General features: G+C 70.4%; 22 protein-coding genes and 1 pseudogene. 9 read left to right on the forward strand and 14 right to left on the reverse strand.

The genetic code is table 11. The features are described 5' to 3' along the window. The first annotated feature begins 249 nt into the window (after positions 1-249). Together bpln_RS23215 and bpln_RS23220 are read left to right on the forward strand one after the other, a co-directional pair. The gene (locus bpln_RS23215; protein WP_055140126.1) at positions 250-1,035 is read left to right on the forward strand and encodes a hypothetical protein; all 786 of its coding nucleotides are present in this window, start codon (positions 250-252) and stop codon (positions 1,033-1,035) included. Positions 1,036-1,237: 202 nt separating this feature from the next. Further along, the gene (locus tag bpln_RS23220) at positions 1,238-2,110 is read left to right on the forward strand and encodes an arylamine N-acetyltransferase family protein (RefSeq protein WP_042627607.1); all 873 of its coding nucleotides are present in this window, start codon (positions 1,238-1,240) and stop codon (positions 2,108-2,110) included. Positions 2,111-2,268: 158 nt separating this feature from the next. Here the strand turns inward: bpln_RS23220 and gcvA are convergent, their stop codons facing one another. Next, positions 2,269-3,186: a transcriptional regulator GcvA gene (gcvA, locus tag bpln_RS23225; protein ID WP_055140127.1), complete on the reverse strand. Its 918-nt coding sequence runs from the start codon at positions 3,184-3,186 to the stop codon at positions 2,269-2,271. A 186-nt stretch (positions 3,187-3,372) separates the two neighbouring features. Between gcvA and bpln_RS23230 the strand changes: the two genes are divergently transcribed. Then, complete coding sequence (locus bpln_RS23230) at positions 3,373-4,149, forward strand: SDR family NAD(P)-dependent oxidoreductase (protein WP_042629349.1); 777 nt, start codon at positions 3,373-3,375, stop codon at positions 4,147-4,149. 447 nt (positions 4,150-4,596) lie between these two features. Here bpln_RS23230 and bpln_RS23235 read toward each other — a convergent pair whose 3' ends face one another. After that, on the reverse strand, positions 4,597-5,079 hold the full coding sequence (locus bpln_RS23235) for an Lrp/AsnC family transcriptional regulator (protein WP_042627609.1): 483 nt from the start codon (positions 5,077-5,079) through the stop codon (positions 4,597-4,599). A gap of 291 nt (positions 5,080-5,370) precedes the next feature. On the opposite strand from bpln_RS23235, the gene bpln_RS23240 reads away from it, so the two are divergent. After that, positions 5,371-6,057 (forward strand): LysE family translocator, encoded by a 687-nt coding sequence (locus bpln_RS23240; protein ID WP_055140128.1) that lies wholly within the window; start codon positions 5,371-5,373, stop codon positions 6,055-6,057. 114 nt (positions 6,058-6,171) lie between these two features. Here bpln_RS23240 and bpln_RS23245 read toward each other — a convergent pair. From bpln_RS23245 to bpln_RS23280, 8 genes and pseudogenes are all read right to left on the reverse strand, one after another. After that, a pseudogene (locus bpln_RS23245) lies at positions 6,172-6,378 on the reverse strand (4-oxalocrotonate tautomerase); the annotation flags it as partial. A gap of 94 nt (positions 6,379-6,472) precedes the next feature. Beyond that, the gene (locus bpln_RS23250; protein WP_055140129.1) at positions 6,473-7,258 is read right to left on the reverse strand and encodes a class II aldolase/adducin family protein; all 786 of its coding nucleotides are present in this window, start codon (positions 7,256-7,258) and stop codon (positions 6,473-6,475) included. Further along, on the reverse strand, positions 7,236-8,360 hold the full coding sequence (locus tag bpln_RS23255) for an urea transporter (protein WP_055140130.1): 1,125 nt from the start codon (positions 8,358-8,360) through the stop codon (positions 7,236-7,238). Before bpln_RS23255 ends, bpln_RS23250 begins: the two co-directional genes overlap by 23 nt. 551 nt (positions 8,361-8,911) lie before the next feature. Then, entirely contained in the window at positions 8,912-9,709 is a 798-nt protein-coding gene (locus bpln_RS23260) for a hypothetical protein (protein ID WP_055140131.1), read from the reverse strand. A 315-nt stretch (positions 9,710-10,024) separates the two neighbouring features. After that, positions 10,025-10,963, reverse strand: a complete 939-nt coding sequence (locus bpln_RS23265; RefSeq protein ID WP_055140132.1) for an alpha/beta fold hydrolase — start codon at positions 10,961-10,963, stop codon at positions 10,025-10,027. Next, complete coding sequence (locus bpln_RS23270; RefSeq protein ID WP_042627615.1) at positions 10,963-11,859, reverse strand: metal-dependent hydrolase; 897 nt, start codon at positions 11,857-11,859, stop codon at positions 10,963-10,965. Before bpln_RS23270 ends, bpln_RS23265 begins: the two co-directional genes overlap by 1 nt. Beyond that, complete coding sequence (locus bpln_RS23275) at positions 11,856-12,782, reverse strand: SDR family NAD(P)-dependent oxidoreductase (protein WP_055140133.1); 927 nt, start codon at positions 12,780-12,782, stop codon at positions 11,856-11,858. Before bpln_RS23275 ends, bpln_RS23270 begins: the two co-directional genes overlap by 4 nt. A gap of 15 nt (positions 12,783-12,797) precedes the next feature. Beyond that, on the reverse strand, positions 12,798-14,396 hold the full coding sequence (locus tag bpln_RS23280; protein ID WP_055140134.1) for a flavin-containing monooxygenase: 1,599 nt from the start codon (positions 14,394-14,396) through the stop codon (positions 12,798-12,800). A 445-nt stretch (positions 14,397-14,841) separates the two neighbouring features. Between bpln_RS23280 and bpln_RS23285 the strand changes: the two genes are divergently transcribed. After that, entirely contained in the window at positions 14,842-15,816 is a 975-nt protein-coding gene (locus tag bpln_RS23285) for a LysR family transcriptional regulator (RefSeq protein ID WP_055140135.1), read from the forward strand. Positions 15,817-15,976: 160 nt separating this feature from the next. Then, the gene (locus tag bpln_RS23290) at positions 15,977-16,171 is read left to right on the forward strand and encodes a YqaE/Pmp3 family membrane protein (RefSeq protein WP_042627619.1); all 195 of its coding nucleotides are present in this window, start codon (positions 15,977-15,979) and stop codon (positions 16,169-16,171) included. A 166-nt stretch (positions 16,172-16,337) separates the two neighbouring features. On the opposite strand, the gene bpln_RS23295 is transcribed toward bpln_RS23290, so the two are convergent. Continuing rightward, complete coding sequence (locus tag bpln_RS23295; protein WP_042627620.1) at positions 16,338-16,817, reverse strand: nuclear transport factor 2 family protein; 480 nt, start codon at positions 16,815-16,817, stop codon at positions 16,338-16,340. Between the two features lie 518 nt (positions 16,818-17,335). Here bpln_RS23295 and bpln_RS23300 point away from each other — a divergent pair. Then, positions 17,336-18,673 (forward strand): MFS transporter, encoded by a 1,338-nt coding sequence (locus bpln_RS23300; protein WP_042627621.1) that lies wholly within the window; start codon positions 17,336-17,338, stop codon positions 18,671-18,673. Between the two features lie 57 nt (positions 18,674-18,730). Beyond that, complete coding sequence (locus bpln_RS23305) at positions 18,731-19,318, forward strand: LysR substrate-binding domain-containing protein (protein WP_244486989.1); 588 nt, start codon at positions 18,731-18,733, stop codon at positions 19,316-19,318. A gap of 73 nt (positions 19,319-19,391) precedes the next feature. On the opposite strand, the gene bpln_RS23310 is transcribed toward bpln_RS23305, so the two are convergent. Continuing rightward, on the reverse strand, positions 19,392-20,456 hold the full coding sequence (locus bpln_RS23310) for an Ldh family oxidoreductase (RefSeq protein WP_055140136.1): 1,065 nt from the start codon (positions 20,454-20,456) through the stop codon (positions 19,392-19,394). A gap of 127 nt (positions 20,457-20,583) precedes the next feature. Next, positions 20,584-22,155: a UxaA family hydrolase gene (locus bpln_RS23315; protein ID WP_171907280.1), complete on the reverse strand. Its 1,572-nt coding sequence runs from the start codon at positions 22,153-22,155 to the stop codon at positions 20,584-20,586. Between the two features lie 137 nt (positions 22,156-22,292). Between bpln_RS23315 and bpln_RS23320 the strand changes: the two genes are divergently transcribed. Further along, positions 22,293-23,255, forward strand: coding sequence for a LysR family transcriptional regulator (locus tag bpln_RS23320; RefSeq protein WP_042627628.1), 963 nt, complete (start codon positions 22,293-22,295; stop codon positions 23,253-23,255). A 56-nt stretch (positions 23,256-23,311) separates the two neighbouring features. Here bpln_RS23320 and bpln_RS23325 read toward each other — a convergent pair whose 3' ends face one another. After that, on the reverse strand, positions 23,312-24,019 hold the full coding sequence (locus tag bpln_RS23325; RefSeq protein ID WP_055141187.1) for a hypothetical protein: 708 nt from the start codon (positions 24,017-24,019) through the stop codon (positions 23,312-23,314). Positions 24,020-24,077 lie beyond the last annotated feature (58 nt).

Genomic DNA, 24,077 nt, shown 5'->3' on the forward strand with positions numbered 1-24,077 from the left:
GCGGCGGGGCGCTGCGGTGAGCGAAGGAGAGCAACGGCAGGCGTCGGCATGCCTGTCGGCGTACCGCGGTCGAAGGTGAGGCGATAGGCGGGCGACCCGGGAGCCTCGCCCGCCGCCCGAGTGCCGCATGACGGGCGATGCCGGCGCGAGCCCGTTTCGCGCGATACGCCTCGCGGCCCGGCAGCCGATACGTTTCGAGATGTATCGGCAGTTGCTTCCGGCGCGCGTCGGCGCGGAAAATTTCCGACCATGAGTACGCAGACGAAACGCCACAAGATCGCGCGGGCCGCGAAGGCCCACGCCCGTGCCGCCTTCATGGCTGCGGCCGGGCTCGTCGCGAGCGCGGCCGCGCACGCCCAGCACGCGTCGGCGCGGCAGGCGCCGCCGTCGCAGGCTTCGCAATACGTGCCCGTCGCGCCCGTCGCGCCCGTGCGGCTGTCGCCGCCTGGTACGTCCGGCGGTGCGACCGGTGCGTTGGTCGCCGCTCCGGTGGCCGGCACGCTGTCCGGCGCGCGGGTTTCCTCGTCACCGGCACCCGCCGCCTCGCCGGCCTGGCACGCCTATCTCGACGCGAATCGCCGCGTGCTGGCGGGGCAGGCCGATCTGGCCGCCGCGATGGGCCTGACGGGCGCGGCCGGTCAGGCCGCCAACGCGGCCGGCACGCTCGGCGACGACGACGCGGCCGCCTTGCGTGTCTCGAACACCCTGCTTTCGCGGATCGGCGGCGCGCAGCAGTCGATCGCGCTCGCGCTATCGCAGGCATTCGCGTCCACCCCGGGCGCGCCGCTCGATCGCGAGGCGTTCCGCACCGGCCTGACCTCGCTCGGCGAGGGCCTTCAGCGTTTCGAGGGCCTGCGGCAGGGCGGGCCGGCTCCCGCTTCGCTCGACGCCGCCTCGTCGAGCATCGCCGGGCATGCGCCGGACCAGATCGACGCCGCCGCCTCGACGCTCAGCGACGCGGTGCGCTATGCGTCGCTGCATGGGATCGACGTGCCGCCCGTGGCGACTTCCGCGCTGCGTCGCGTCACGCGCTGAACGGGCCGGCGAGGGATCCGTCCGGCGTTCGCGGGGCCGGTTCTCGCGACGCGAAACGATGACATTTACATGCCGCGTTTGCGAAAAAATGCCACCGCGCGCCGCCCCCGATGCCGCCGTCGGATTCCTGCGCCGATCGCCGCGTGATGCTAAGGTAACGCCAGCCGCCGAACCGGCTTCCTCTTCCACGGGCACGCACCGCATGTACGACGATCTGGATCTTCCGCACTACCTCGAACGTATCGGCTATCGCGGCACCCCCGAGCCGACGCTCGACGTGCTGCGGCAACTGCATCGTCTGCATCCGCAGGCGATCGCGTTCGAGAATCTCGATTCACTGACGGGCTCGCCGGTGAAGCTCGATCTGCTGCCGATCGCCGCCAAGATGGTCGCGCGGCGGCGCGGCGGCTACTGCTTCGAGCACAACCGGCTGTTCCGTGCCGCGCTCGCGCAGATCGGCTTCCGCGTCACGCCGCTGCTCGCGCGCGTGCGCTGGCAGCAGGCGCACGACACCGTCACGCCGCAGACGCACAAGCTGTTGTGCGTCGAGATCGACGACGAGGTCTGGTACGTGGACGTCGGGTTCGGCACGGTCACGCAGACGGCGCCGCTCGCGGCCATCCCGGGCCTCGCGCAGCGCACGCCGCACGGCGAGTACCGGATCGTCGTCGCGCCGGCGCCGGTGGCCGAGGAATTCGACCTCGAATGCCGGACGGCGAAAGGCTGGCAGACCGTCTACCGGTTCGGCACGAAGCGCGCCGAGCGCGTCGATTGCGAGGTGGCCAACTGGTACACCTCCACGCATCCCGATTCGAAGTTCGTCAACGACCTGATCGTGAGCCGCGTGCTGCCGGACGGCCGCGCCACGCTGCTCAACGACGAGCTGACGCTGCGCGACGCCGACGGCGTCGCCACCCACACCGAACGGCTCGCCGACGCGTCCGCGTGGGTCACCTGCCTGACCGAGCGCTTCGATCTCGACCTCGACGGCTTCGAGGTCGGCGGCCTGTTCGCGCGCGTGCAGGCGCGCAACGCGGCGCTCGACGCGCTGGCGCAGGCGCAATCGCCGCGCTGATGGTGCTTTCGGGCGCTTTCGGGCGCGTTCCGCTCATATCGACCTGATCCGGAGGCGTCGCATGCCACGGCGCCGTTTCCGCATTCGCGGTCTTCCGTCCCGCGCCAAGCCCGGGCCAAATCCCCCGCGGCACCCGCCAGCGCGGCGGCGCCACTTCCTCATTCCCCCTGCGCCGCCTCCCGCATCAGCCATTCGCGGAACGTGACGAGTTTCGGCAGCGTCGCGCGATCGGCGCGATACACCACGTAGTAAGCGAGCGCCGACGCATGGCGGATCGCTGGAAACAGCGGCGTGAGCCGGCCCGCGGCGACGTCGTCGGCGGCCATCACGCTGCGCGCGAGCGCGATGCCGTGGCCGTCGATCGCGGCCTGCAGCACGGCCGCCGAGTTGTTCACCTGCATCCCGCGCCGCGCTTCCACCTCGCTGGCGCCGGCCTGCTCCAGCCATGCCTGCCAGGACGTGAAGCCGGCATGCGTGTCCATCGACAGGTCATGGATCAGCGGCTTGCCGGCCAGCTCGCGCGGCGATGCCAGCGCGCCGTGCTTCGCGAGCCAGCCCGGCGAGGCGACCGGGAACACCCATTCGTCCATCAGCTTCTCGGCGACGAGCCCGGCCCAGCTGCCGCGCCCGTAGCGCACGCCGACGTCGATGCCGTGCATGACGAAATCGACCGGTTTCAGGTTGGTGTCGAGCCGCACGTCGGTCTCGGGGCACTGCGCGTGGAAGCGCTCGATGCGCGGCAACAGCCACTTGGCGGCGAACGCGGGGCTGACGGCGACGGTCAGCGCGCCGGCGATGGTGCCCTCTCGCAGCCGGCCCAGGCCCAGCGACAGCCGCTCGAAGCCGGCGCGCAGGTCGGGCAGCGCGCGTTCGGCGGTGTCGGTCGGCACCAGCCGCGCGCGCCCGCTGGTGCCGCGGTGGAACAGCGGCGCGCCTAGCCAGTCCTCGAGCGATCGGACCAGCTGGCCGACCGCGGCCGGCGTCACGTTCAGTTCGGCCGCGGCGGCCGAGAAGCTCTGATGGCGCGCGCTCGCTTCGAGGGCGCGCAGCGCGTTGAGGAACACGGGAGTTTTCACGGCCAGCTCCGGCGCGGTCCGGCCACGGCGGCCGGGTCGCTATCGATAAAGTTTTTGTTTTAATGCGGCACACATTATCTCGTTTGCGGGCCGGCGGCGTGCGGCCAACAATGGCTGCATCGACCCAACCAATCGCGAGGAAACACGCGGCGGGCGGGACATCCAACGTAGCAGACGGGAGTAATCATGCATGGTTTTTCTTCCAGGGTGGCGATCGTCACCGGCGGTGGTTCGGGGATCGGCCGTGAGGTCGCGGCGCGGCTCGTGCAGGCGGGGGCGAGCGTCGTGATCGGCGGGCGCGACGAGGCCAAGCTGAAGCAGGCGGCGGCCGCGATCGACGCGACGGGCGAGCGCGTGCGCCATCTCGCCGCCGACATCGCGAAGCCGGCCACGGGTGCCGCGCTGGTGGAGCTGGCCACGCAGGCGTTCGGCGGCGTCGACATCCTCGTCAACAACGCCGGCGTGTTTCGTCCGAAGCCGTTCGTCGACGTGGACGAGGCCGAATACGACGGGTTCCTCGACACGATCCTGAAGGGCAAGTTCTTCATGGCGCAGGCGGCGGCCCGGGCGATGCGCCTGCGCGGCGGCGGCGCGATCGTGCAGACCGGCTCGCTGTGGGCATTGCAGGCGATCGGCGCGACGCCGTCGGCCGCGTACTCGGCGGCCAATGCGGGCGTCCACGCGCTGACGCGCAACCTCGCGATCGAGCTGGCCGCCTCGAACATCCGCATCAACACCGTGGCGCCGGCCGTGGTCGAGACGCCCGTCTACCACACGTTCATGTCGGACGAGCAGGTGAAGGCGACGCTGCCCGGCTTCAACGCGTTCCATCCGCTCGGCCGCAACGGCCAGCCGGCCGACGTCGCCGAGGCGATCCTGTTCCTCGCCTCGCCGAACGCGTCGTGGATCACCGGCACCGTGCTGCCGGTGGACGGCGGCGTGATGGCCGGCCGCCAGGCTTGAGCCGGTCCCGGCGCGAACCGTGACGCAACTTGCAACGCAAACCGCAATGCAAGCCGCAAGCCGCAAGCCGCAAGTCGCAAGTCGCAAGTCGCAAGCCGCAAGCCGCAAGCCGCAAGCCGCAAGCCCGCAACGCGGCGGAGGCGGCGGACGCGGCGCCACCACTGCCGCGAGCAGCTCACGCGCCTGTCCGGCCCACTTGTGGCGGCCCCGAGCGTCTCGTTCGTTCGCGACCGGGCGCGCGTGCCGACCACGGCGTCGGCGGCCGACCGCCCCGGCACCGCGGCCCGTGGCGCGACCGGCTGGTGGGGATCGCGAGCGAATGGTCGGCGAGCTTTCCCGGCTACGTCGCCGGCGCGGTCGAGGCGGCCTGCCCTGGCGTGGCCGCGCTGGCCGCGATCGAGCGGCAGCGGTAACCGCCAGGAGCAGGCCTGCCAGCCGCGCCGGCCCTTACACCTGCATCGACGACACGTCCTTCATGCAGCGCAGCGCGAACATCGACCGGCTGTGGCGAATGCTCGAAATCCGGTAGAGCTTCTCGCGCAGGAAGCGTTCGTAACCGGCGGTGCCGTCGACGGCCACCTTGATCCAGTAGTCGTATTCGCCCGACACGAGGTAGGCCTCGAGCACCTCGGGCAGCGCGGCCAGTTCGGCGCCGAAGCGCGCGAGCGCGTCGTCCTCGTGGCGGTCGAGCGTGACCTCGAGGATCACGATGTCGGCGAAACCGAGCATGCGCTGGTTGACGAGCGCGACGTAGCCGTCGATGTAGCCGTCGGTTTCGAGCTGGCGCGTGCGGTTCCAGCAGGCGGTGGCCGACATGCCGACCTGTTCGGCCAGTTCGGCGTTCGACAGGCGTGCGTTGGTCTGCAGCGCGCGCAGGATCTTGCGGTCCTGATTGTCGAGTGGGCGGGGAGGGCGTTCGCGGCTAACCATGATGGTCGGAATTTTGTTCGGGAAATGGTGATTTTATCTGAAGAAGCTTCTGGTTCTTGATGAGATTGGCTGGAGAATAGAAAGCCTTTTCCGACTCGCGGCAGGTATATTTTCTCCATGCCTTGAAGCCCGGCACGAACGATGCGAGCAACCATTCGCATCGCGTCGTCACCGCGATCACGAGTCGCGGCGCCGGGCGAGACGGGCATCCCGGCCACCCGCCCCCGTCCGCACGAAAAGCCGGCGCCACCGCGCCGGCCGTCGTTTTTTTCCCGTCCGTCCTGCCCCGTCATGTCGTTCCAGCTCTATCTGTCGTTCGTCGCCGCCGCGCTCGTGCTCGTCTATGCGCCCGGTCCCGTCAACCTGCTCGCGATGAGCCATGCGCTGCGCGCCGGCTGGCGCCGCGCGCTGCCTTGCGTGTGGGGCGGCACGCTGGCCGTGCTGCTGCAGCTGGTGTTCACGGCGCTGTGCCTCAATTCGCTGCTGCACGTCGATGCGCGCGCGCTCGGCGTGCTGCGCTGGGTCGGCGCCGCCTATCTGGTCTGGCTCGGCTATCGGCAGTGGCGCGGCGGCGCGCTGGTCGGGCCGGAGCAGGCGAACGAACCCAATCAACCCAACGCTCCGAACGCCTCGGCCGAGGCCGCCGCGCTCCCGTCCCTGCGCGACGAGCGCGCTGCGCAGCGCGGCCTGTTCTGGCGCGGCGTCGCCACTTCGGGCTTCAACCCGAAGACGCTGCTGTTCTTCCCGTCGTTCTTCCCGCAGTTCATCGGCAGCGACGCGCACTGGAGCGTCAATCAGCAATACCTGCTGCTGGCCGTGACGTTCGCGCTGCTGTTCGCGGGCGGGGTTGCGTCGATGGCGCTGTTCTCGCAGCGGCTGAGCCGGCTGTTGCGGCGGCCGACGCGCGTGCGCGCGCTGAACCGGCTGATGGGCGGCCTGCTCGCCGGCATGGGCGCGATGATGGCCGGCTGGGGTTGAGCACCGCCGGCCGGGTACTCATGGAAGAAACGCGCCGCGAATTCGCGGCGCGTTTTTCATCGGGGCGGCGCAACGAGGGTGGGTGGGCTTTGCCCGAGCGCCGCGCGGCCTGCCTCAGCCGGCGTCCTGATCCGACCACAGCTTGCCGGCCGTCGCCCAGTTCTCGCGCTTCACGTCGTGCAGGATGATGTCGACGGACGACGGCGGGCAGTCGAGCGTCTCGCAGGTCACGCGCGTGATCGCCTCCACGAAGCGGCGTTTCTGTTCGAGCGTGCGGCCTTCGAACAGGTCGATGTGAAAAGTGGGCATCTCGGTTCTCCCGGGTTGAACGAAATCGGAAACGACAAAACGACAACAGCAACAGCCAGCACAGTCACCGCAACCGCAACCGCGAGCTGGTCAATCGGCCAATCGGTCAATCAGCATACGACGGCCCGCCGGCGCGCGCATGGCGATCGAGCCGGCGCAGCAGGGCGGGCCATTCGAGTTCGCCTTCCAGCGCGCCGCCGTCGCGCAGCTGCCCGGCCGCGCGCGCGGCGGTGGCCGGGGCGGGCAGCACCGGCTGGATGCCGCCCGCCAGCGCGGCCAGCTGGATCTCGCAGGCCTTCACGAGCGTGACCATTCGCACATAGGCTTCGGCGACCGTGCGGCCCACCGTCAGCAGGCCGTGATTGCGCAGCAGCATGGCCGACTTGCCGGCAAGCCGTTCGACCAGCCGCGTGCCCTCGGCCGGCGTGAACGCGAGCGCCTCGTAGTCGTGGCAGGCGAGGTCGCCGTGAAAGCGCAGCGCGTGTTGCGAGGCGGGCAGCAGTCCGGCCGGCTGGATCGAGACGGCGATGGCGGCCGTTGCATGCAGGTGGATCACGCAGGCGGCGTCGGCGCGCGCGGCGTGGACGGCCGCATGCAGCGCGAAGCCGGTTGCGTTGACGTCGTGCGGGCCGCTGCCGATCCGGTTGCCGGCCAGATCGATCTTGACGAGATTCGACGCGCACACTTCCTCGAACGCGAGTCCGAACGGATTGATCAGGAAGTGGCCCGGTTCGCCGGGCACGGCCACGGACAGATGCGTGTAGATCAGGTCGTCCAGGCCGTCGAGCGCGACCAGCCGATAGGCGGCCGCGAGATCGATGCGCGCGCGCTGTTCGGCGGGCGAGGGCGGGTGCGCGGCGGCGCGTGGGTCAGCGCGGTGGACGAACGACATGGGTGGCTCCGTTTGCAGCGGGGAGACGCGCGCCGGCCGCGTCATCGGCATTGCCGTTAACGCCCTCGTCATGCGACGGGGCGCGCGAGCGGCGCACGGCTGAGACGAGGCAGGCGGCGAGCGCGAACGGAGCGCTGAGCGGCGGCAGGCCGGCATGCAGCGCGAGCAGATGCAGCGCTGCCGCGAGCGCGGCGGCCCCGAGCGCGGCACGCGCGCCGGCTGGCGCGAGCGCGATGGCCGCCAGCGCGCCGTTGTAGCCGAGCAGGCCGGCCGCGCAGGCGGCGGCGCCGGCGGCGGCGCCGGCGTGGGCGCCGCCCGCCATCAACAGCACCGAGGCGAGCAGCGCGCCGGCCACGGCGAGGCCGGCCGCGCGCGGCGAGGCCAGCGCGAGCCCGGCCAGCAGCACCGCGCCCGGCAGCCGGCCCGAGGCGAACACCGCCTGCGCGAACGAGGCCAGCGCGGCACCGGCGAGAGTGGCGGGGGCGTCCGACGGCGCGGCGGCGAGGCTTGCCGTGCCCGGCACGACGAGCGGCAGCCAGAGCAGCGTGGCGAGCACGGCCGGCAGCGAATAGGCGGCACCGCCGACGCGGGCGAGCGCGCGCGAAACGGGGCGATAGAGCACGCCGGCCACGCTCGCCGCGATCAGCGCGATCGCGAAGGCGGTCGAGCGGTCGGGAATCAGCGCGACGGCCGCGAGCGCGGCCAGCGTGCCGCTGTAGCCGTGCAGGCCGCGTTGCAGGCCGGCTTGGGCGGTGGCGGGAGCGGCCGTGCCTGCGACGGCGATTCGCGCGTGCGTCGGGGAGCGGGGGCCGGCGTGTACGGTGGCATGGGTGCCTGCATCGGGCATGGCTTCGCGCGGAGCGGGCGCTGAAGGGGCGGCGCCTTGCCCGCGCGGCGCGCTCGTCAGCAGCGCGGCGAGCGTGGCCGCCGCCGTGCCGGCCAGCGCGGCACAGGCAAGTGCCGGGTCCGCGAGTGCCAGCGCGGCGACCACGCAGGCGCCCGTACCCGCGTGCGCCTGCAGGACGACTTGCCCGACGCCGCGCAGCAGCGTGAGCAGTTCGGGCGGCAGCGCGAACGGGGGGAGACGGCGGCGGGCGAGCATCGTCGGCGCGGGCAGGCATGAGCAGGGAAAGGTGCCGCGAGCATAAGGGATCGCCCGGCATGCCGGGATGAGCGGCGCCGGATACCGGTTATTTGCGGTTCGACGCGCGTGCGCGTGGCATGGGCCGCGTGGGGCGAGGCGAATGCATTGCGGAGCGCGAGCGGATCATGGCGGGGCGCTGGGGCGAGACGCGGACGGGTCGCGCTCGCGGCACGGCCGGATCAGGCGGCCGGCGTCGGGAGTGCGCGGCCGCACGCGAATGACCTCGATGGCTCGCACGCCTGCTACGCGCATCCGTTCGGCCGGAGTTCGGGTGTCGGCCACGATGCGCGCTTTCGCGGGATCTGAGGAACGCATCGCCGGCCGCTACGGGTCAATCCGATCGATGGCGTCCGACATCGGCCCGACCCGCAGACAGGCATCGTGCGCGCGGCCGGTCAATGATCACGATGGCTCGCGTGCTCGCTCCACGCATCCGCTCGGCGGGACAGCGGTACGGGCCATGAACGCCTTCACGGCATCTCGGGAAGGTACCGCCGGCCCGCCAAGCATCAATCCCGCTCGATGGCATCCGACACCAGCCCGACCAGCAGATACGCATCGAGCGGCCCGAGCTTGTCGCGGAACAGGCGGTCGAGATCGGCGTCGCCGGTGGACGGCAGTGCATCGTAAAGCTCGTCGACCATCGTATAGGCATTGCGCAGGACCAGGCTGCCCGGTTCGAGCAGTTCCGCCTGTCCGAGCCAGGCCGCCAGCTGCCGGCCGCACTCGAGGATCCCGGCCGGCACGCTCGCGCCGACCTGCGGATACAGCTGGTCGCCGCCCAGCACCTTCCTCAGCAGCTTGTAGAAGATCGGGCTCTCGCTGCGCGCGGTGGCGAACAGCTGCGGCGTGGTCGCCTTCAACCCGGCGCGGGCGAGACGCAGCCGCGTGCGCAGCAGCTGGCGCATCACGCCGCCCGATTGGCGCGACGGCACCATGCCGGTCGAATCGATGTAGAGCGTGACGAACGCGTCGGCGCGAATCACCGAGTGGCCGGTCCATCCCACCATCTGCCCGCGCGCATCCTCGATGACGGTGAACTCCCGCAGCCGGGCGAAATAGCCCTGGTCCTTGCGGAAGCGCCAGTAGGGCGTCATGTCCGCGCCGAAGGCGCGCGTGGTCACGGGCACCAGCGCGCCGTAGATCGCGTCGCGGGTGGCTTCGGAAAAGTGCTCGCCGGGATCGCGGCAGCAATGCGCCACCAGTTCGCCGGGCAGCGAAAGCGTTTCCGCGGTACGGATCGCCTCGCCGAAGATCTCGCTCACGAGGGGATAGGTGAACGAGTCGATCGGACTTTCCACTGACATGTCTGCTCTCTCCGCGCAGGGTGTGGGTTCGTGGCGGTCCGGATCGCGAATGCGGGGCGGCTCATCGAGGGGCTGACGGCGACCGATCGCGGTTGTGCATTCGGTGACGAAACGGACACGCGGAGCATACCGTCAATCGGCGGCGTTGGGGCTCGCCGTCACGCGCCGGTCTCGATTCACGGAGCAGGGAAGGCATGTGGTGGCCGTCGCGTTCATAACGGAACGAACGGAACGACGTGGCAGGAAACGGCACCATCGAACACGGCAAAACCGACAGCCCCGCCACGCGCGCATCCAGGCGCGGGCGCCGCGCGCTCAAGCGCTGGCGCGTGGCGAAAGCGGCGGGCCGCCCGGATCGTTCGCGGCCGTCGACCGGCTCGCGAACGACGGCTCATACCGCGAGGCGAAGCGGTCGATGCGCTCCGCGATCAGCGCCGCCTCGCGCAGCACGGTCCAGTGCGACGCGTCGATCAGCTCGCGTTCATGCGCGCCGAGCCAGCGTTCGAGGTTCTCGGTCAGCACGGGCGTGACGTAGCGGTCGCGCAGCGGCACCAGGATTTGCACCGGCGCCTGCGCGTAGCGTTCGCGCGGCTGCCGCGCGCGGGCGATGAAATTGGCGCGGTAGAGCCGGATGCCGTTGACGCCGTTGCGCAGCTGCAGCGGATCCGGTTCGACGCGAATCCGCTCGGTGCGGCGCAGCCACCATGGCCACAGCGCGGCGCCGCCGAGCCGCCAGAACAGCGCCGGCAGCAGCGGCAGATGAAAGAACGCGATGTACCACGACTTCAGCGACTGCCCCAGGCTGAACGGCGCGCGGAACACGTGGTCGAGGCACGGCCCCGAGATCGACGTGTACGACAGGATGCGCCCGCGCATCGCCGGATCGGTCACGGCCTCCCAGCTCTGGATCGAGCCCCAGTCGTGGCCGACCAGATGGAACGGCCGCCGCCCGCAGGTCGCGCTCGCCACGGCGCCGAGGTCGCGTTCGAGCTGCGCGAGGCGATAGGCCGAAACCGGCTTCGGCGCGTCCGACCCGCCGGCGCCGCGCACGTCGTAGGCGATCACGCGGTAGCGTTTCTCGAGCGTCTCGCGCATGCGGTCCCAGACGCGCGCGGAGTCGGGGTAGCCATGCACGAGGATCACGGGCGGCGCGTCGCGCGGCCCGCTCACGTGTACGGCCAGCCGCACGCCGTCCGAGTCCACCGTGAGCGTCTCGCGGCCGGCCGCTGTCGCGATCTCCAGCGCGGCATCCATCACGGATGCGCGACGTGGGCCGCGTGCAGCGGCACGCGCCGCGGCGCGGCCTCGGCCGCGTAGCGCGCGTTGGTCTCGTCGATCCGGGCCAGCAGGCTGTCGAGTTCGCCGAGGTAGCGGCGGTTGTCGTAGTCCCACGGATGGAAGCCCGGGCGGAAGAAGCCGAACCATTCGCGCGCGATGCCGGGGAATACGCCGCCGCGCGGCGAGTACAGGTACTTGACGAGCGCCCACATGCCCGAGAAGCGGCCGTGGCGGCGCCGGTGCGCGAGCATCAGACGCACGTGGTAGTCGAACACGATGGTCCAGAAGATCGCGGTGGTCAGCAGCATCGTGCCGGTGCGCAGCAGGTAGCGGCCGAGGCCGGGCCGCGTCACGCGCAGCCACACGTCGTAGGACACCGACTTGTGCTCGGTCTCCTCCATCGCGTGCCACATCCACATCTGCGTGTAGCCGTCCACCGAGCCGTCGATGCGCGTCTCGTGCCCTTCGAGCAGCAGGTTCGCGAGCATCGCCGTGTAGTGTTCGAGCGCGATCGTGATGGCGAGCTGCATCGCGGGCGGCAGCGTCTTGCGAAACAGCCCGAGGATCATCCACAGCCGCTTGTCGAGCTTGTGCGCGGGCAGGCCGGCGGCCTGCAGCAGGTCGTTGTACTCGATGTGCTCGCGCGTGTGCATCGCCTCCTGGCCGATGAAGCCGGCCACCTGCTTCTTCAGTTCGGGATCGTGGATCTGGTCGCGGTAGTGGCGCACCGAATCCATGAAGAAGCGCTCGCCGGCCGGGAACAGCAGCGACAGCGCGTTCATGAAGTGGGTGACCGGCACCCCCTTCACGTGCCAGTCGCACGCGCGGTCGGGGGGCATGGCGAAACGGATGTCACGGCGGACGGGCATCATGACGGTTCTCCCTGATTGCCTGCGTTGTGGTACGTCGACGAGGCGGGCGCGAGTTCGCCGCGCGCGGCGCGGCGGCGTGCCCTGGCCCGTTCCCGTTTGGTGGCGAGCACCACCAGCGCCTGGTAGGCGGCCGGCAGCGTGCGCGCGAGCCAGTCGGCCCCGCGCGCGTCGCGCCCGATCAGCACGCGGCGCCGGTTCTTGCGCACGCCGTGCAGGATCACGCGCGCGGCTTCGTCGGCGGTGGTGATGAAGAACTTCTCGAAGTCGTCCTTGCCCTGCTGCTCGCTGTCCACCATGAAGCCAAGCATGCTCTGCGAGATGCGGCTCGACTGCGCGATGTTGGTCTTGATGCCGCCCGGGTGGACGCAGGTGGCCGACACCCCGCACTTCATCATGTCGAGTTCCTGGCGCAGCGATTCGGTGAAGCCGCGCACCGCGTACTTGGTCGCGTTGTAGGCGCTCATGCCCGGCTGCGCGAAGATGCCGAAGATGCTCGAGGTGTTGATCACGTGGCCGTCGCCGGACGCCTTCAGATGCGGCAGGAACGCCTTGGTGCCGTGGACCACGCCCCAGAAGTTGATGTTCATGATCCATTCGAGGTCGGCGTACTCCATGCCCTCGATGGTGCTCGACAGCGCGACGCCGGCGTTGTTGAACACCAGGTTCACGCGACCGAACTCGCGCGCGGTGTCGTCGGCCCAGCGATGCATGGCCGCCCGGTCGCCCACGTCGAGCACGCAGGTGCTCACGCGCACCGCTGGCGCGAGCGCACGCACGATCCGCTCGGTCTCGGCGAGGCCCACGCCGTTGCGGTCCGCGAGCGCGACGTGGCAGCCCGCCTGCGCGAGCTGCAGCGCCAGCGAGCGGCCCATGCCGGAACCGGCGCCGGTAATGGCTGCCACCTTGTCGTGGAATGATTTCATGAGGCATTCTCCTTGTCAGACGGCCGGCGCGCGCTGGCCCGATGCGTCGTCGGCGGCGGCCGGCGTGGCCGCCTGCCCGGTGGCGATGCCGGCGACCGGCTGCGCGTCGTGGCGCGCGGCCGCGTAGGCCTGGTAGTCGGCGATCGAGAAGTGCGCGGTGGCCTGCCGGAAGCGCCAGGTGAAGCCGGGCCACAGCGTGGTGTTCCTGCCGGTGCGCGGGTCGAGATACCAGCTCTTGCAGCCGCCGGTGGACCAGATCGCGCGCCCGAGCCGCTGCTGCAGCCGCCGGTTGTAGTCGGCCTCGACCAGCGGGCGCACCTCGAGCGCCTCGGCGCGCTCGCGCGCCATCGCATCGAGCGCGCCGAGGATGTATTCGATCTGCGACTCGATCATGAACACCATCGAGTTGTGGCCGAGCCCCGTGTTCGGGCCGACGATCATGAAGAAGTTCGGGTAGCCGGGCAGCGTGGTGCCAAGATAGGCGTGCGCGCCGTCGCGCCACGTATCGACGATGTCGACGCCGCCGCGCCCGCGGATCACGCCGCGCGGGAACGGGTCGGCCACCTGGAAGCCGGTGCCGTAAATCAGGCAGTCCACGGCGTGGCGGCGGCCGTCGGCGGTGACCACGGCGTCGGGCTCGATGCGCGCGATGGCGTCGGTCACCACCTCGACGTTCGCGCGCGTGAGCGCCGGGTAATAGTCGTTCGAGATCAGCACGCGCTTGCAGCCGAGCGTGTAGTTCGGCGTGACCGCCGCGCGCAGCGCCGGATCGGCGATCTGCTTGCGGATGTGGCGCTCGGCGAGCTTCTGCACGTTCTTCATCAGCGCCGGATGGATCGCGAAGCCGAGCACGCGCGATTCGAGCATCCAGTAGCGGCTGGTGCGCGCGAGCTTCTGCGTGAATGGCAGCGCGCGGAACAACCACTGCTCGAAGCGGCTCAGCTGGCGGTCGGGCTTCGGCATGATCCACGGCGGCGTGCGCTGGAACAGCGCCAGCTGCGCGACGCGCGGCGCGATCTGCGGCACGAACTGGATCGCGCTCGCGCCGGTGCCGATCACGGCCACGCGCTTGCCGGCCAGATCGTAGGCGTGGTCCCAGTGCTGCGAGTGGAACGCGTGGCCCGCGAACGACTCGATGCCGTCGATTCGCGGCAGCGCGGCCCGCGACAGCCCGCCCATGCCCGACACCAGCACGCGCGCCGAGACGCGCCGGCCGTTGGCGAAGCGCAGCTGCCAGCGGTGGGCGGATTCGTCGTATTCGGCGCTGGCGAGTTCGTGACCGAAGCGCAGGTAGCGGGCGATGCCGAAGCGCTCGACGCAGTGTTCCAGATAGGCGCGGATTTCCGGCTGTGGTGCGAACATGCGCGTCCAGCGCGGGTTCGGCGCGAACGAGAATGAATAGACGTGGGATTGCACGTCGCAGGCGCAGCCGGGATAGTGGTTGTCGCGCCAGGTGCCGCCCACCGTGGCGGCCTTCTCGAACACGGCGAAATTCTCGCGGCCGGTCTGTTGCAGCCGGATCGCCATGCCGAGGCCGGCGAAGCCGGTGCCGATGATCGCGACGTCGACGGCTTCGGGTTGCCCGTCGGAAGCGGGCAGGGGGCGAGCAGTCATGCGATGTCTCCGTTCCGGTTCATTTTTAAATGTGACATTGAGTGATGTAACGATAGTCGGTGGCGGGGGAAATCGCAACCGGATAGACGATCGCCTCTAACCGGTCCGGACGCCTGCGCGGATGCGTGCCGTCGGGCGCAAACGCCCGTCAGTCGAGGCTGACACGGCAAAGGGAGGGGGCGCCGGGCGCGGCTCGGTGAAAACACCGAGTGCCGTCGCCCAGGCAAGGGATCGCCAAAACGCGCGAGACCGGGCCACCCAACGGAGCGTCCAACGGAGCGCTCGACGGATGCCATACGGTTACCAAACGTCGAGCAAACGGATCACCGACGCCGCGCCGTGATTGATCGCGCCGCGCGAATAATCGCGGCTGGCCTTGAATCGCGACGGCGTGCGGCTCTATCCTGCTCCGTTGGTCGTTCGAAAGCAGAAATAGGGGGAAGTCATGGACCGTTTACAGGCGATGCAGGTTTTTACGCGCGTGGTCGATGCCAACAGCTTCACGCGGGCCGCGGAGACACTGTCGATGCCGCGCGCGTCGGTCACGACCATCATCCAGAACCTCGAGGCCTTGCTCGGCGTGCGGCTGCTGCACCGCACCACGCGCCGGCTGTCGCTGACGCCCGAGGGCGCGGGGTATTACGAGCATTGCATCCGGATCATGTCCGAGATCTCGGAGGCCGACGCGAGCTTTCAGGTCGGCAACCGCAAGCCGCACGGCACGCTGCGCGTCCACATGCCGTCGCTGCTCGGGCGGCGCGTGGTGCTGCCGGCATTGACGCTGTTCCATCAGCGCTATCCGGACATCGAGCTGCATTTCGGGCTTTCGGACCGGCCCGTCGACCTGGTGCGCGACGGCTTCGACTGCGAGATCCGGGTCGGGCCGCTCGAGGATTCGTCGATGGTGGCGCGGCGCGTGGGCGTGATGAACCGCATCAGCTGCGCCTCGCCCGACTACCTGGCACGCTTTGGCCAGCCCGAAACGATCGAGGCGCTGGAGCAGCACCGCGCCGTGAATTTCGCCTATGCGAGCGGCGGCCGGCCGATGCCGTGGACCTTCCTGATCGACGGCAAGCTGCACGAGGTGCGGATGAACTCGGTGGTGACCGTCAACGATTCGGATGCCTACGTGACCTGCGCGCTGGAAGGTTTCGGGCTGATCCAGCCGACGCTGTTTTCAGTGATACCGCACCTGCTCGACGGCTCGCTCGTCGAGGTGCTGCCGGGCGTGTATCCGAAGCCGAAGCCGATCTCGATCGTCTATCCGCACAACCGCCATCTGTCGATGACGGTGCGCGTGTTCGCGGACTGGGTGGCCGAGCTGTTCGCGTCGGTGCCGGCGCTCGAGAGCGTGCCGGGCAGGGCCGTGCCGGTGCCGGGCACGGCGGCGCGCAAGCAGCACGGCGCGGTGGCGGCCTGACGCCGCCGCCGGGATCGGGCGCGGTGGCGGGCGCTCCCGCTGCCGCGCCTGCCGCCGTCCGCTTCCGGTGTCATCGCACTGCACTACAATCTGGCGCGCCGGCCTGTTCCCTGCCCGGCGCGATCCATACCACGACATCACCACCCGCGAGGCTCCGACCATGCGTCTCATTCTTGCCATCATCCTGCCGTGGCTCCAGTTCTTCACGATCGGCCGCCCGTTCGCGGGCATCATCTGCCTGCTGCTGCAGATCACGCTGATCGGCTGGATTCCGGCCGCGATCTGGTCCGTCTACGCGCTGAGCCAGTACAAGACCGACCAGAAGATCGCGCGCGCGATGGGCGGGCGCGGCTGACGGCAGCCGCTGAAGGCGGCGGGCCGGCCACGCATCGGGAGGGCCGGTCCTCGCCGTTGATGCAGCGCGGCCTGGGCGCTTTCGTGCCGGTGTCCTGGTCGGGCGAGGAACGAGATCGAATACGCGGCGTGGCCTGGCCCGCGGTTTTCCGGTCCGGGCGCGCCGCTTACGGTTTCGGCAGCGGCACGGCCTGCCGCGCGAGCAGGCGCCAGCCGTCGGCGTGATGCTTCCAGACCTGCAACACGCCGATGTGCGAGGTCGTGACCTTGCCGTCCGGCTGGTTGTTCTCCGAGTCGAACGTGTGGCGCACGATCGCGTTGTCGCCGACCACGCGGATCGTCTGGTCGGACTGCGTGACCGACTTGAACGCGTGCGTGCCGACCAGATCCTTCAGGAATTCCGCGCGATCCTCGATATGGGCCGACGAATGGCCGTAGCTGAGCTGCGGCTCGGTCAGCTTCTTCAGCGTGGCCTCGTCGCCGGCCACCATCGCCACGCGCAGCTGTTCGACCGCCTTCGCGACGGCCGCGTCGGCGCCCGACGGCGTGGCCGCGGCGGCGGCAAGGCTGACGGCGAGGCTGACCGAGGCCAGCGTGGCGCCAAGCGCGGCGCGCAGCGCGAAACTTCCGCGTTTCTGAAACAGCATGGATCGTCTCCTGGGGTGATTGAGGTTTCGGGCGTGGGTGCGCGAGCGGTCGTTCATCGCACGTCTGACAAGTTTTCGGAACGTTATTCCATTTTTATTCGGTGCCGAATCGCGGTTAACCCTGCCGATGGTGGCGGAATAGGCCAAGCCGGCACGGGCCGGCTATCGCAGAAACCACGAGTACGGAACGATATTCCCGCCTTGCGGGGCGCGTGACCGGCAGGCCGGCAAGGCACCGGCGATACGGCTCGCGGCCTTGTCGTCAGGGCTGACCCGCAACGGGTTAGCCCCTAACGCGCGATAAAGAAATGGAATCGCTCCCCCGTAAAATTTGATTGGATTTTCATCGCGCGGCGCTTGTATGTTGTCGGAACCGGTACCGTGCGGGCGAGGCGGCCCGCGCCCGGCGTCCGCGTCACGCCCCGGGCGCCGCGATGCCGGCTGCTTTCCAGGTTCGAGAAAATCCGCCCGGCCCACCGGGCGGCCATAAGCTGAACGAGACTGCCAGGAGACACCCGATGAAGCCTTCCACCCCCGCCGCGCTGCCGGCCGATGCCGCGCCCGAGCTCGCGAGCGATGCCGCCTCGCCGCGCATCCGGCGCATCCAGCGCACGGCGCTCACGCTGCTGCTGATGAGCGGCGTGGTCAACTACCTCGATCGCGCCACGCTGTCGATCGCCACGCCGCTGATCCGCCACGACCTCGGTTTCTCGGTGCCGCAGATGGGGCTGCTGCTGTCGGCGTTCCTGTGGGCCTACGCATTCGCGCAGTTGCCGGCCGGCATGATGATCGACCGGCTCGGCGCGCGCCTGACGCTGGCCACGAGCCTCGGGCTCTGGTCGATCGCGCAGACCTTCGGCGGCATCGTCAACGGCTTCTCGACGTTCTTCGCCGCGCGCATGGTGCTCGGCGTCGGCGAGGCGCCGCAGTTCCCCACCAGCGCGCGGATCGTGCGCGACTGGTTCGCCAAGCACGAGCGCGGCACGGCCACCGGCATCTGGAACAGTTCCTCGACGCTCGGCACGGCGATTTCCGCGCCGCTGCTCACGGTGCTGATGCTGAACGTGGGCTGGCGCTGGATGTTCGTGGTGATGGGCGCGGCCGGGCTGGTGCTGGCGGTGGCGTTCTACCTGCTGCACCGCGACCCGCGCCACGTCACGCTGACCCACCGCGAGCGCGCCTATCTCGACGACACCGACGGCCTCGCCAACACGCGCCCGACCTGGGCCGACTGGCGCCACCTGCTGCGCTATCGCACCACCTGGGGCATGCTGCTCGGCTTCTTCGGCACGATCTACGTGCTCTGGCTCTACAACGCGTGGCTGCCCACCTATCTGCAGATGGAGCACCACCTGACGATCGCGCGCACCGGCTGGGTGGCCGCCGTGCCCTACGTGTTCGGCGTGATCGGCAGCCTCTCGGGCGGGCGGATCTGCGACGTGCTCGCGCGTCACGGCGTCTCGACCATCAACAGCCGCAAGTATCCGATGGTCGCCTCGCTGCTCGGCATCGCGGTGTTCACGACGCTGACCGCGCTGACCGACAACACCACGCTCGCGGTGGTGTTCATCTCGGTGTCGATGCTGCTGATGTACATCTCGTCGAGCGCGGCCTGGGCGATGGCCTCGGTGGCCGCGCCGGCCAACTCGACGGCCTCGATCGGCGCGATGCAGAACTTCGGCGGCTACTTCGGCGGCGCGCTGGCGCCGGTCGTGACGGGCTTCATCGTGGCCGCCTCGCACTCGTTCAAGCCGGCGCTCTACGTCGGGGCCGTGGTGGTGGTGGTCGCGATGATCGGCTACTGGGTGCTGGTGGGCGAGCCGGTGCCGCCGCGCGAGGCGCAGGCGTCGAACTGAGGTGTCGTACCGCGCGCGGCGCATGCGATGCCGCGCGGTGTCCCGCGATGTTCCCGAATGGTGAAGTCGCTCGCGCCGGAGCCCGGCGCGAGCGGTCCGGTCCGCCGGACGCGGCGCGAATGCATGGTGCGCGTCACCAGCGGTAGTTCATCCCCGCGCGCCACGGCCGACGTCCAGGAAACCCAGCTGTTCGCCGATCCCTACGTGATCGCCGTGCGCAAGGGCCACCGGCTGGCGCTGCAGCGGACCATCGCCGCGCGCGATCTGGCCGCGTTCGACTGGGTCGTGCCGCAGCGCAACGTGCCGCGCCGCGCCGTGATCGACGCGCTGCTCGCGCGGCTGCCCGACAAGCCGCCGCTGGTGGTGGAGACGAGTTCGCTGCCGATGATGATGGCGATGCTGGTGGAGAGCGACTGCATCACCGTGCTGCCGCGCTCGCAGATCGACGAGCTCTATCCCGGCAGCGCGATGGCCGCGCTCGAACTCGAGGCGCCCGAGGCGAGCCGCGTGGTGGGTTACACGCAGCGGCCCGACTGGCTCGGCACGCCGGTGCAGCAGGCGTTCGTCGAGTTCTTGTGTGCCGAATGCGCGGGGCAGCGGCGGAAGCCTCGCGACGGCCCGGGTCGGGCCGCCGGCCGCGGGTAGCCGGGCGCATGGCGCGCCCGCGCGGCGGCGATGCGGGTCGATGCGCCCGGCTTGCCGCCGGGCGTCGTGTACGTCACTTGCTACGCGCGGCCGGCGGCGTCAGCCCGTAACGCCGCGCGCAGGCCGCGAGCGCCGGCGCGATCGCCGGATGCAGGCGCACGCCGTCGCGCAATTGCTCGCGCTTGCGCGCGAGCCCGCGGTCGCCGGGCATCCGCACTTCGCTGAAGCCGTCGCGCGGCGGGTTGTTGCGGCAGGCCTCGGCGAGCCAGTCCATCTGCCGGCGGAACCCGGCCTCGCCGCCGAACGCGGACGGATCGTGCAGCGTCAGGTACACCGTCGCGCCCCAGCCGTCCGGCGGATCGGCGCGGCCGTGGCCGCCCAGCCCGCCCGTGAGCGCCTCGATCATCAGCGCCAGTCCGAAGCCCTTGTGCCCGAACGGCAGGCCGCCGAGCGGCAGGATCGTGCCGGGCGGCTCGGTCGAGAGCACGGCCGGGTCGCGGCTCGGGTTGCCGTCGGCGTCGATCAGGCAGGCTTCCTCGAACTGCTGCCCGGCCTTGTGCAGGCGCGAGCTCATGCCATTCGTCACCAGCGACGCGGAGATGTCGATCAGGAACGGCGTACCCGAGGTCGGGATGCCGGCCGCGATCGGGTTCGGCGTGAACACGGCGCGCGTGCCGCCGAACGGCGCGACGCTCTTCGCGGCCGGGTCCGAGCTGCCGAGCACGATCAGGAAGCCCTCGGCGGTGGCGCGCTCCAGGTAGCTCGCGAGACAGGCGATGTGATGGCTGCGGCGGATCACGAGCGTGGCGCTGCCGTACTGCCGCGCGCGCACGGCGAGCGTGTCGATGCCGCTTCGCACCAGCGACGGGCCGGGCAGCCGGTGGCCGTCCCACAGCAGGCTCGCGCCGCGGTCGGACAGCACCTCGGGCTCGCCGCTGCGGGCCATGGTGCCGCGCTCGAGTTCGCCGACGTAGGGCGCGAGCAGCGCGAGGCCGTGCGTGTCGTGGCCCATCAGGTCGCCGTCGACGAGCGTGTCGGCGACGGCGCCCGTATGTCGGGCGTCGAGGCCGGCGGCGCCGAGCAGCGCGCGGGCGAAGTCTTGCAACTCGGTGGCGGAGTAACGGGCGTCGGGGGTCATGGAATCGTCGGGATGGGTCGTGGGGACGGGTTGTGAAGACGGGTTGCGAGGACAGGTTGCGAGGATGGCTTGCACGCGGCTCGGCGCGAAACGGCAAGCGCCGGCCGGGCGCGCGGCGCGCCGTTCGTCACAGCGTCGCGCCGATGTGCCAGGGCACGAATTCGTTCTGCCCGTAGCCGTGCAGCTCGCTTTGGGTGGGCGCGCCCGAGGCGGTGGCGAGCATGCGCTCGAAGATCCGCTGGCCGAGTTCGTCGATGCTCGTCTCGCCGTCGAGGATGGTGCCGCAGTTGATGTCGATGTCCTCGGCCTGGCGCCGCCACAACGCGGTGTTGGTGCCGAGCTTCAGCGACGGCGCCGGCGCGCAGCCGTAGGCCGAGCCGCGCCCGGTGGTGAAGCAGAGCAGGTTCGCGCCGCCCGCCACCTGGCCGGTGGCCGACACCGGATCGTAGCCGGGCGTGTCCATGAACACGAGGCCCGCCGCGCGCACCGGCTCGGCGTAGAGATAGACGTCGACGAGGTTGGTGGTGCCGGCCTTGGCGACCGCGCCGAGCGATTTCTCGAGGATCGTGGTGAGGCCGCCGGCCTTGTTGCCGGCCGAGGGGTTGTTGTTGAGGTCGGCGTTCATGCGCCGGCAATGGTCCTCCCACCAGCGGATGCGCGCGAGCAGCTTTTCGCCGATCTCGGCCGACACGGCTCGGCGCGTGAGCAGGTGCTCGGCGCCATAGATCTCGGGTGTCTCCGACAGGATCGCGGTGCCGCCGTGCATGACGAGGCGGTCGACGGCCGCGCCGAGCGCCGGGTTCGCGGTGATCCCCGAATAGCCGTCCGAGCCGCCGCATTGCAGGCCGACGGTGAGGTGCCGGGCGTCCACCGGCTCGCGCCGCGCCGCGTTGGCGGCCGGCAGCATGGCCTTGACGGCGGCCACCCCGGCCGCGACGGTGGCGGCGGTGCCGCCGTTGGCCTGGATCGTCATGGTCTCGAGCGTTGCGCCGCGCTCGATCGACTGGTCGCGCATCAGCGCATCGATCTGGTTGGTCTCGCAGCCGAGCCCGACGACCAGCACCGCCGCGAAGTTCGCGTGTCGCGCGTAGCCGCCGAGCGTGCGGCGCAGCAGCGTGATCGCCTCGCCGTCGGTGGAGGTCGCGCAGCCCAGGCCGTGGGTCAGCGCCACCACGCCGTCTACGTTCGGATAGTCGGCCAGCGCCTCGGGATGCACGTCGCGGCGGAAGCGGTCGGCGATCGCGCGCGCGGCGGTGGCCGAACAGTTCACCGAGGTCAGGATGCCGATGTAGTTGCGCGTCGCGACGCGGCCGTCGGCTCGCACGATGCCGTCGAACGTGGCGCGTCCGGTGCCGGGCGCGGTCGGTTTCGCGTCGACGCCGATCGCGCCGTCACGCTCGAAGCTGCCCATCGACAGGTTGTGGGTGTGGACGTGCTCGCCAGGCTCGATCGCGCGCGAGGCGAAGCCGATGATCTGCCCGTAGCGCCGCACCGGCGCGCCGGCCGCCACCGCACGCCGCGCGATCTTGTGGCCGGCCGGCACCAGCCCGCGCACCGCCAGCCCGCCGTCGATGGTTGCGCCCGCAACCAGCTGATGGCGCGCGATCGACACGTCGTCGTCGGGGTGCAGCGTGAGCACGCCGGGCAGGGCGGGGGACACGGATGCGCCGGAGGCCGGGGGAGCGGTGTCGGGCTTCATGGGAGGTCTCGTTCGGATCGGGGAAGGGGGGATGGGCCCCGCATCGCTGCACTGTATGGTTGCCATCGATAAACGTCCAATCGAAGAATTGCTAGACTCGATTCCATCCGGTTATCGCCGAATTCAGGTTTACCCTCATGTCCCGACAAACCCTGCTGCTGCCCGCCACGCTGCCGTCGAAGCTGCGCTTTCGCCACCTGCAGCTGCTCGAACTGCTCGGCCGCACGCGCAACCTGCGCGCGGCGGCCGAGCAGATGCACATGACGCAGCCGGCCGCCACCAAGATCCTCGGCGATATCGAAACGATGCTGGGCGCGCGGCTGTTCGAGCGGCTGCCGCGCGAGATGCGGCCGACCGACCTGGGCCTGCTCGCGATCCGCTACGCGAACACCACCATGGCCGATCTCGGCAGGTTCGCCGGCGAGTTCGTCACGCAGCAGGGCGGCGGCTACGGGCACCTGACGGTGGGGGCGATTTCGGCCTCGGCCGCGCAGCTCGTGATCGCGGCGATCCGCGAGATCCACGGCCGGCGTCCGCGGCTCGTGATCAAGCTGGTCGAGCAGAGCAGCGATCAGCTCACGGCGTGGCTGGAGCAAAAGCAGCTCGACCTGATGATCGGCCGGCTCACCGAGCCGCGCCATCATGCGATCTTCGATGCGATTGCCCTGTCGGACGAGCCGGTCTGCTTCGTGGTGGGGCGCCACCATCCGCTGCTGGGCGCGCGCCGCGTGGACATGGCCGATCTGGGCCAGTGGCCGTGGATTCTCTATCCGCCCGCCACGGCGATTCGCCAGCTGTTCGAGGAAACCTTCGCGAGCGCGGGACGGGTCGCGCCGGTCGGCATGGTGGAGACGCCGTCGATCTTCTCGACGCTGGAGCTACTGCAGTCGACCGACATGATCTCGCTGCAGCCGATGGCGGTGGTGCGCAAGTCGCTCGACGACGGCGTGCTCGCCTGCCTGCCGATCCCGGTGCGCCGCAGCATGAGCCACTACAGCGCGATCACGCGCAAGAACGAGCCGCTGCCGCCGGCCGTCGACGAATTCATCGCGATCCTGCGGCGGCGCGCGAGCGAGCGCGCGGCGGCGCAGGAAGCGTAGCGCGCGGAGGGCGCGCTACGGGCGGCGGCGGGCTGCCTGCGTGGTATCCGCCGGGTTCAGGACACGTTCGCGCTGCAGCTCGGGTACGGCGCCTTTTCGCCGGCCACGATCGGGCAGACCTTCAGCGGCATCAGGTTGCGGATCCGCTGCAGCCACATCTCGGCGTCGATGGTGGTGGGCTTGGTGGCCTGCGGGCCGCGCTGCGCCCATTGCAGCGTGTACAGGTCCTTGGCGCCCTTCACGACGGTGATCGCCGTGGTCTCGCTGTGGCCCGCGCTGGCGGCGGCGTTGCCGCAGCTGACGACCATCGAGAACGCATCGCTGCCGTTGAGCTTGCCGTCGAAGATGCCCTTGGCCGCGAAGCTCTGCGGGCAGGCGCGCTGGAAGCCGGCCGCGATGCTGGTCGCATAGCTCTTCGCGTTCGCTTCCGGGTGCTTGGCGATGACGTTCTGCGCGCCCGTGAGCGTGATCATCTGCGTCCAGTTCGCATTGGTTTCGCCGGGCAGCACCCATTCGTGCGCGTAGTCGTCGGCATGCGTGCCTTCGTAAATCGACACGAAGCGCGTGGGCAGGCGGAAGTAGACGAGCTGGTTGAAGATCGGGGCGATCGTTGCGATCACCGGCAATACGGGTTGCGTCGACTGCACGCCGGCGGGGGCCGCGGGCGCGCTGCCTTGCGCGTGGGCGCCGATGGCGAGCGTCAGGGTCAGCAGCGAGCCGGCGACGAGCGCCGCGGGGCGCGCATGGGATCGGTTAACACGCATGATTTCCTCGTGATGGTGGGCATCGGTTTCGGTGGCGGCGTGCCTTAGCTTGCGAATG

The sequence above is a fragment of the Burkholderia plantarii genome (assembly GCF_001411805.1).
GTDB lineage: Bacteria > Pseudomonadota > Gammaproteobacteria > Burkholderiales > Burkholderiaceae > Burkholderia > Burkholderia plantarii.

Excerpts from the sequence above, each read along its gene's own strand:
- bpln_RS23285 (WP_055140135.1), top strand. The coding sequence starts at position 14,842 with ATGGACCGTTTACAGGCGATGCAGGTTTTTACGCGCGTGGTCGATGCC.
- bpln_RS23305 (WP_244486989.1), top strand. The coding sequence starts at position 18,731 with ATGGTGAAGTCGCTCGCGCCGGAGCCCGGCGCGAGCGGTCCGGTCCGC.
- bpln_RS23265 (WP_055140132.1), bottom strand. The coding sequence starts at position 10,963 with ATGGATGCCGCGCTGGAGATCGCGACAGCGGCCGGCCGCGAGACGCTC.
- bpln_RS23320 (WP_042627628.1), top strand. The coding sequence starts at position 22,293 with ATGTCCCGACAAACCCTGCTGCTGCCCGCCACGCTGCCGTCGAAGCTG.
- bpln_RS23215 (WP_055140126.1), top strand. The coding sequence starts at position 250 with ATGAGTACGCAGACGAAACGCCACAAGATCGCGCGGGCCGCGAAGGCC.
- bpln_RS23270 (WP_042627615.1), bottom strand. The coding sequence starts at position 11,859 with ATGATGCCCGTCCGCCGTGACATCCGTTTCGCCATGCCCCCCGACCGC.
- bpln_RS23275 (WP_055140133.1), bottom strand. The coding sequence starts at position 12,782 with ATGAAATCATTCCACGACAAGGTGGCAGCCATTACCGGCGCCGGTTCC.
- bpln_RS23240 (WP_055140128.1), top strand. The coding sequence starts at position 5,371 with ATGTCGTTCCAGCTCTATCTGTCGTTCGTCGCCGCCGCGCTCGTGCTC.
- bpln_RS23325 (WP_055141187.1), bottom strand. The coding sequence starts at position 24,019 with ATGCGTGTTAACCGATCCCATGCGCGCCCCGCGGCGCTCGTCGCCGGC.
- bpln_RS23300 (WP_042627621.1), top strand. The coding sequence starts at position 17,336 with ATGAAGCCTTCCACCCCCGCCGCGCTGCCGGCCGATGCCGCGCCCGAG.
- bpln_RS23260 (WP_055140131.1), bottom strand. The coding sequence starts at position 9,709 with ATGTCAGTGGAAAGTCCGATCGACTCGTTCACCTATCCCCTCGTGAGC.
- bpln_RS23290 (WP_042627619.1), top strand. The coding sequence starts at position 15,977 with ATGCGTCTCATTCTTGCCATCATCCTGCCGTGGCTCCAGTTCTTCACG.
- bpln_RS23255 (WP_055140130.1), bottom strand. The coding sequence starts at position 8,360 with ATGCTCGCCCGCCGCCGTCTCCCCCCGTTCGCGCTGCCGCCCGAACTG.
- bpln_RS23295 (WP_042627620.1), bottom strand. The coding sequence starts at position 16,817 with ATGCTGTTTCAGAAACGCGGAAGTTTCGCGCTGCGCGCCGCGCTTGGC.
- bpln_RS23230 (WP_042629349.1), top strand. The coding sequence starts at position 3,373 with ATGCATGGTTTTTCTTCCAGGGTGGCGATCGTCACCGGCGGTGGTTCG.
- bpln_RS23280 (WP_055140134.1), bottom strand. The coding sequence starts at position 14,396 with ATGACTGCTCGCCCCCTGCCCGCTTCCGACGGGCAACCCGAAGCCGTC.
- bpln_RS23315 (WP_171907280.1), bottom strand. The coding sequence starts at position 22,155 with ATGAAGCCCGACACCGCTCCCCCGGCCTCCGGCGCATCCGTGTCCCCC.
- bpln_RS23310 (WP_055140136.1), bottom strand. The coding sequence starts at position 20,456 with ATGACCCCCGACGCCCGTTACTCCGCCACCGAGTTGCAAGACTTCGCC.
- bpln_RS23220 (WP_042627607.1), top strand. The coding sequence starts at position 1,238 with ATGTACGACGATCTGGATCTTCCGCACTACCTCGAACGTATCGGCTAT.
- bpln_RS23250 (WP_055140129.1), bottom strand. The coding sequence starts at position 7,258 with ATGTCGTTCGTCCACCGCGCTGACCCACGCGCCGCCGCGCACCCGCCC.
- bpln_RS23235 (WP_042627609.1), bottom strand. The coding sequence starts at position 5,079 with ATGGTTAGCCGCGAACGCCCTCCCCGCCCACTCGACAATCAGGACCGC.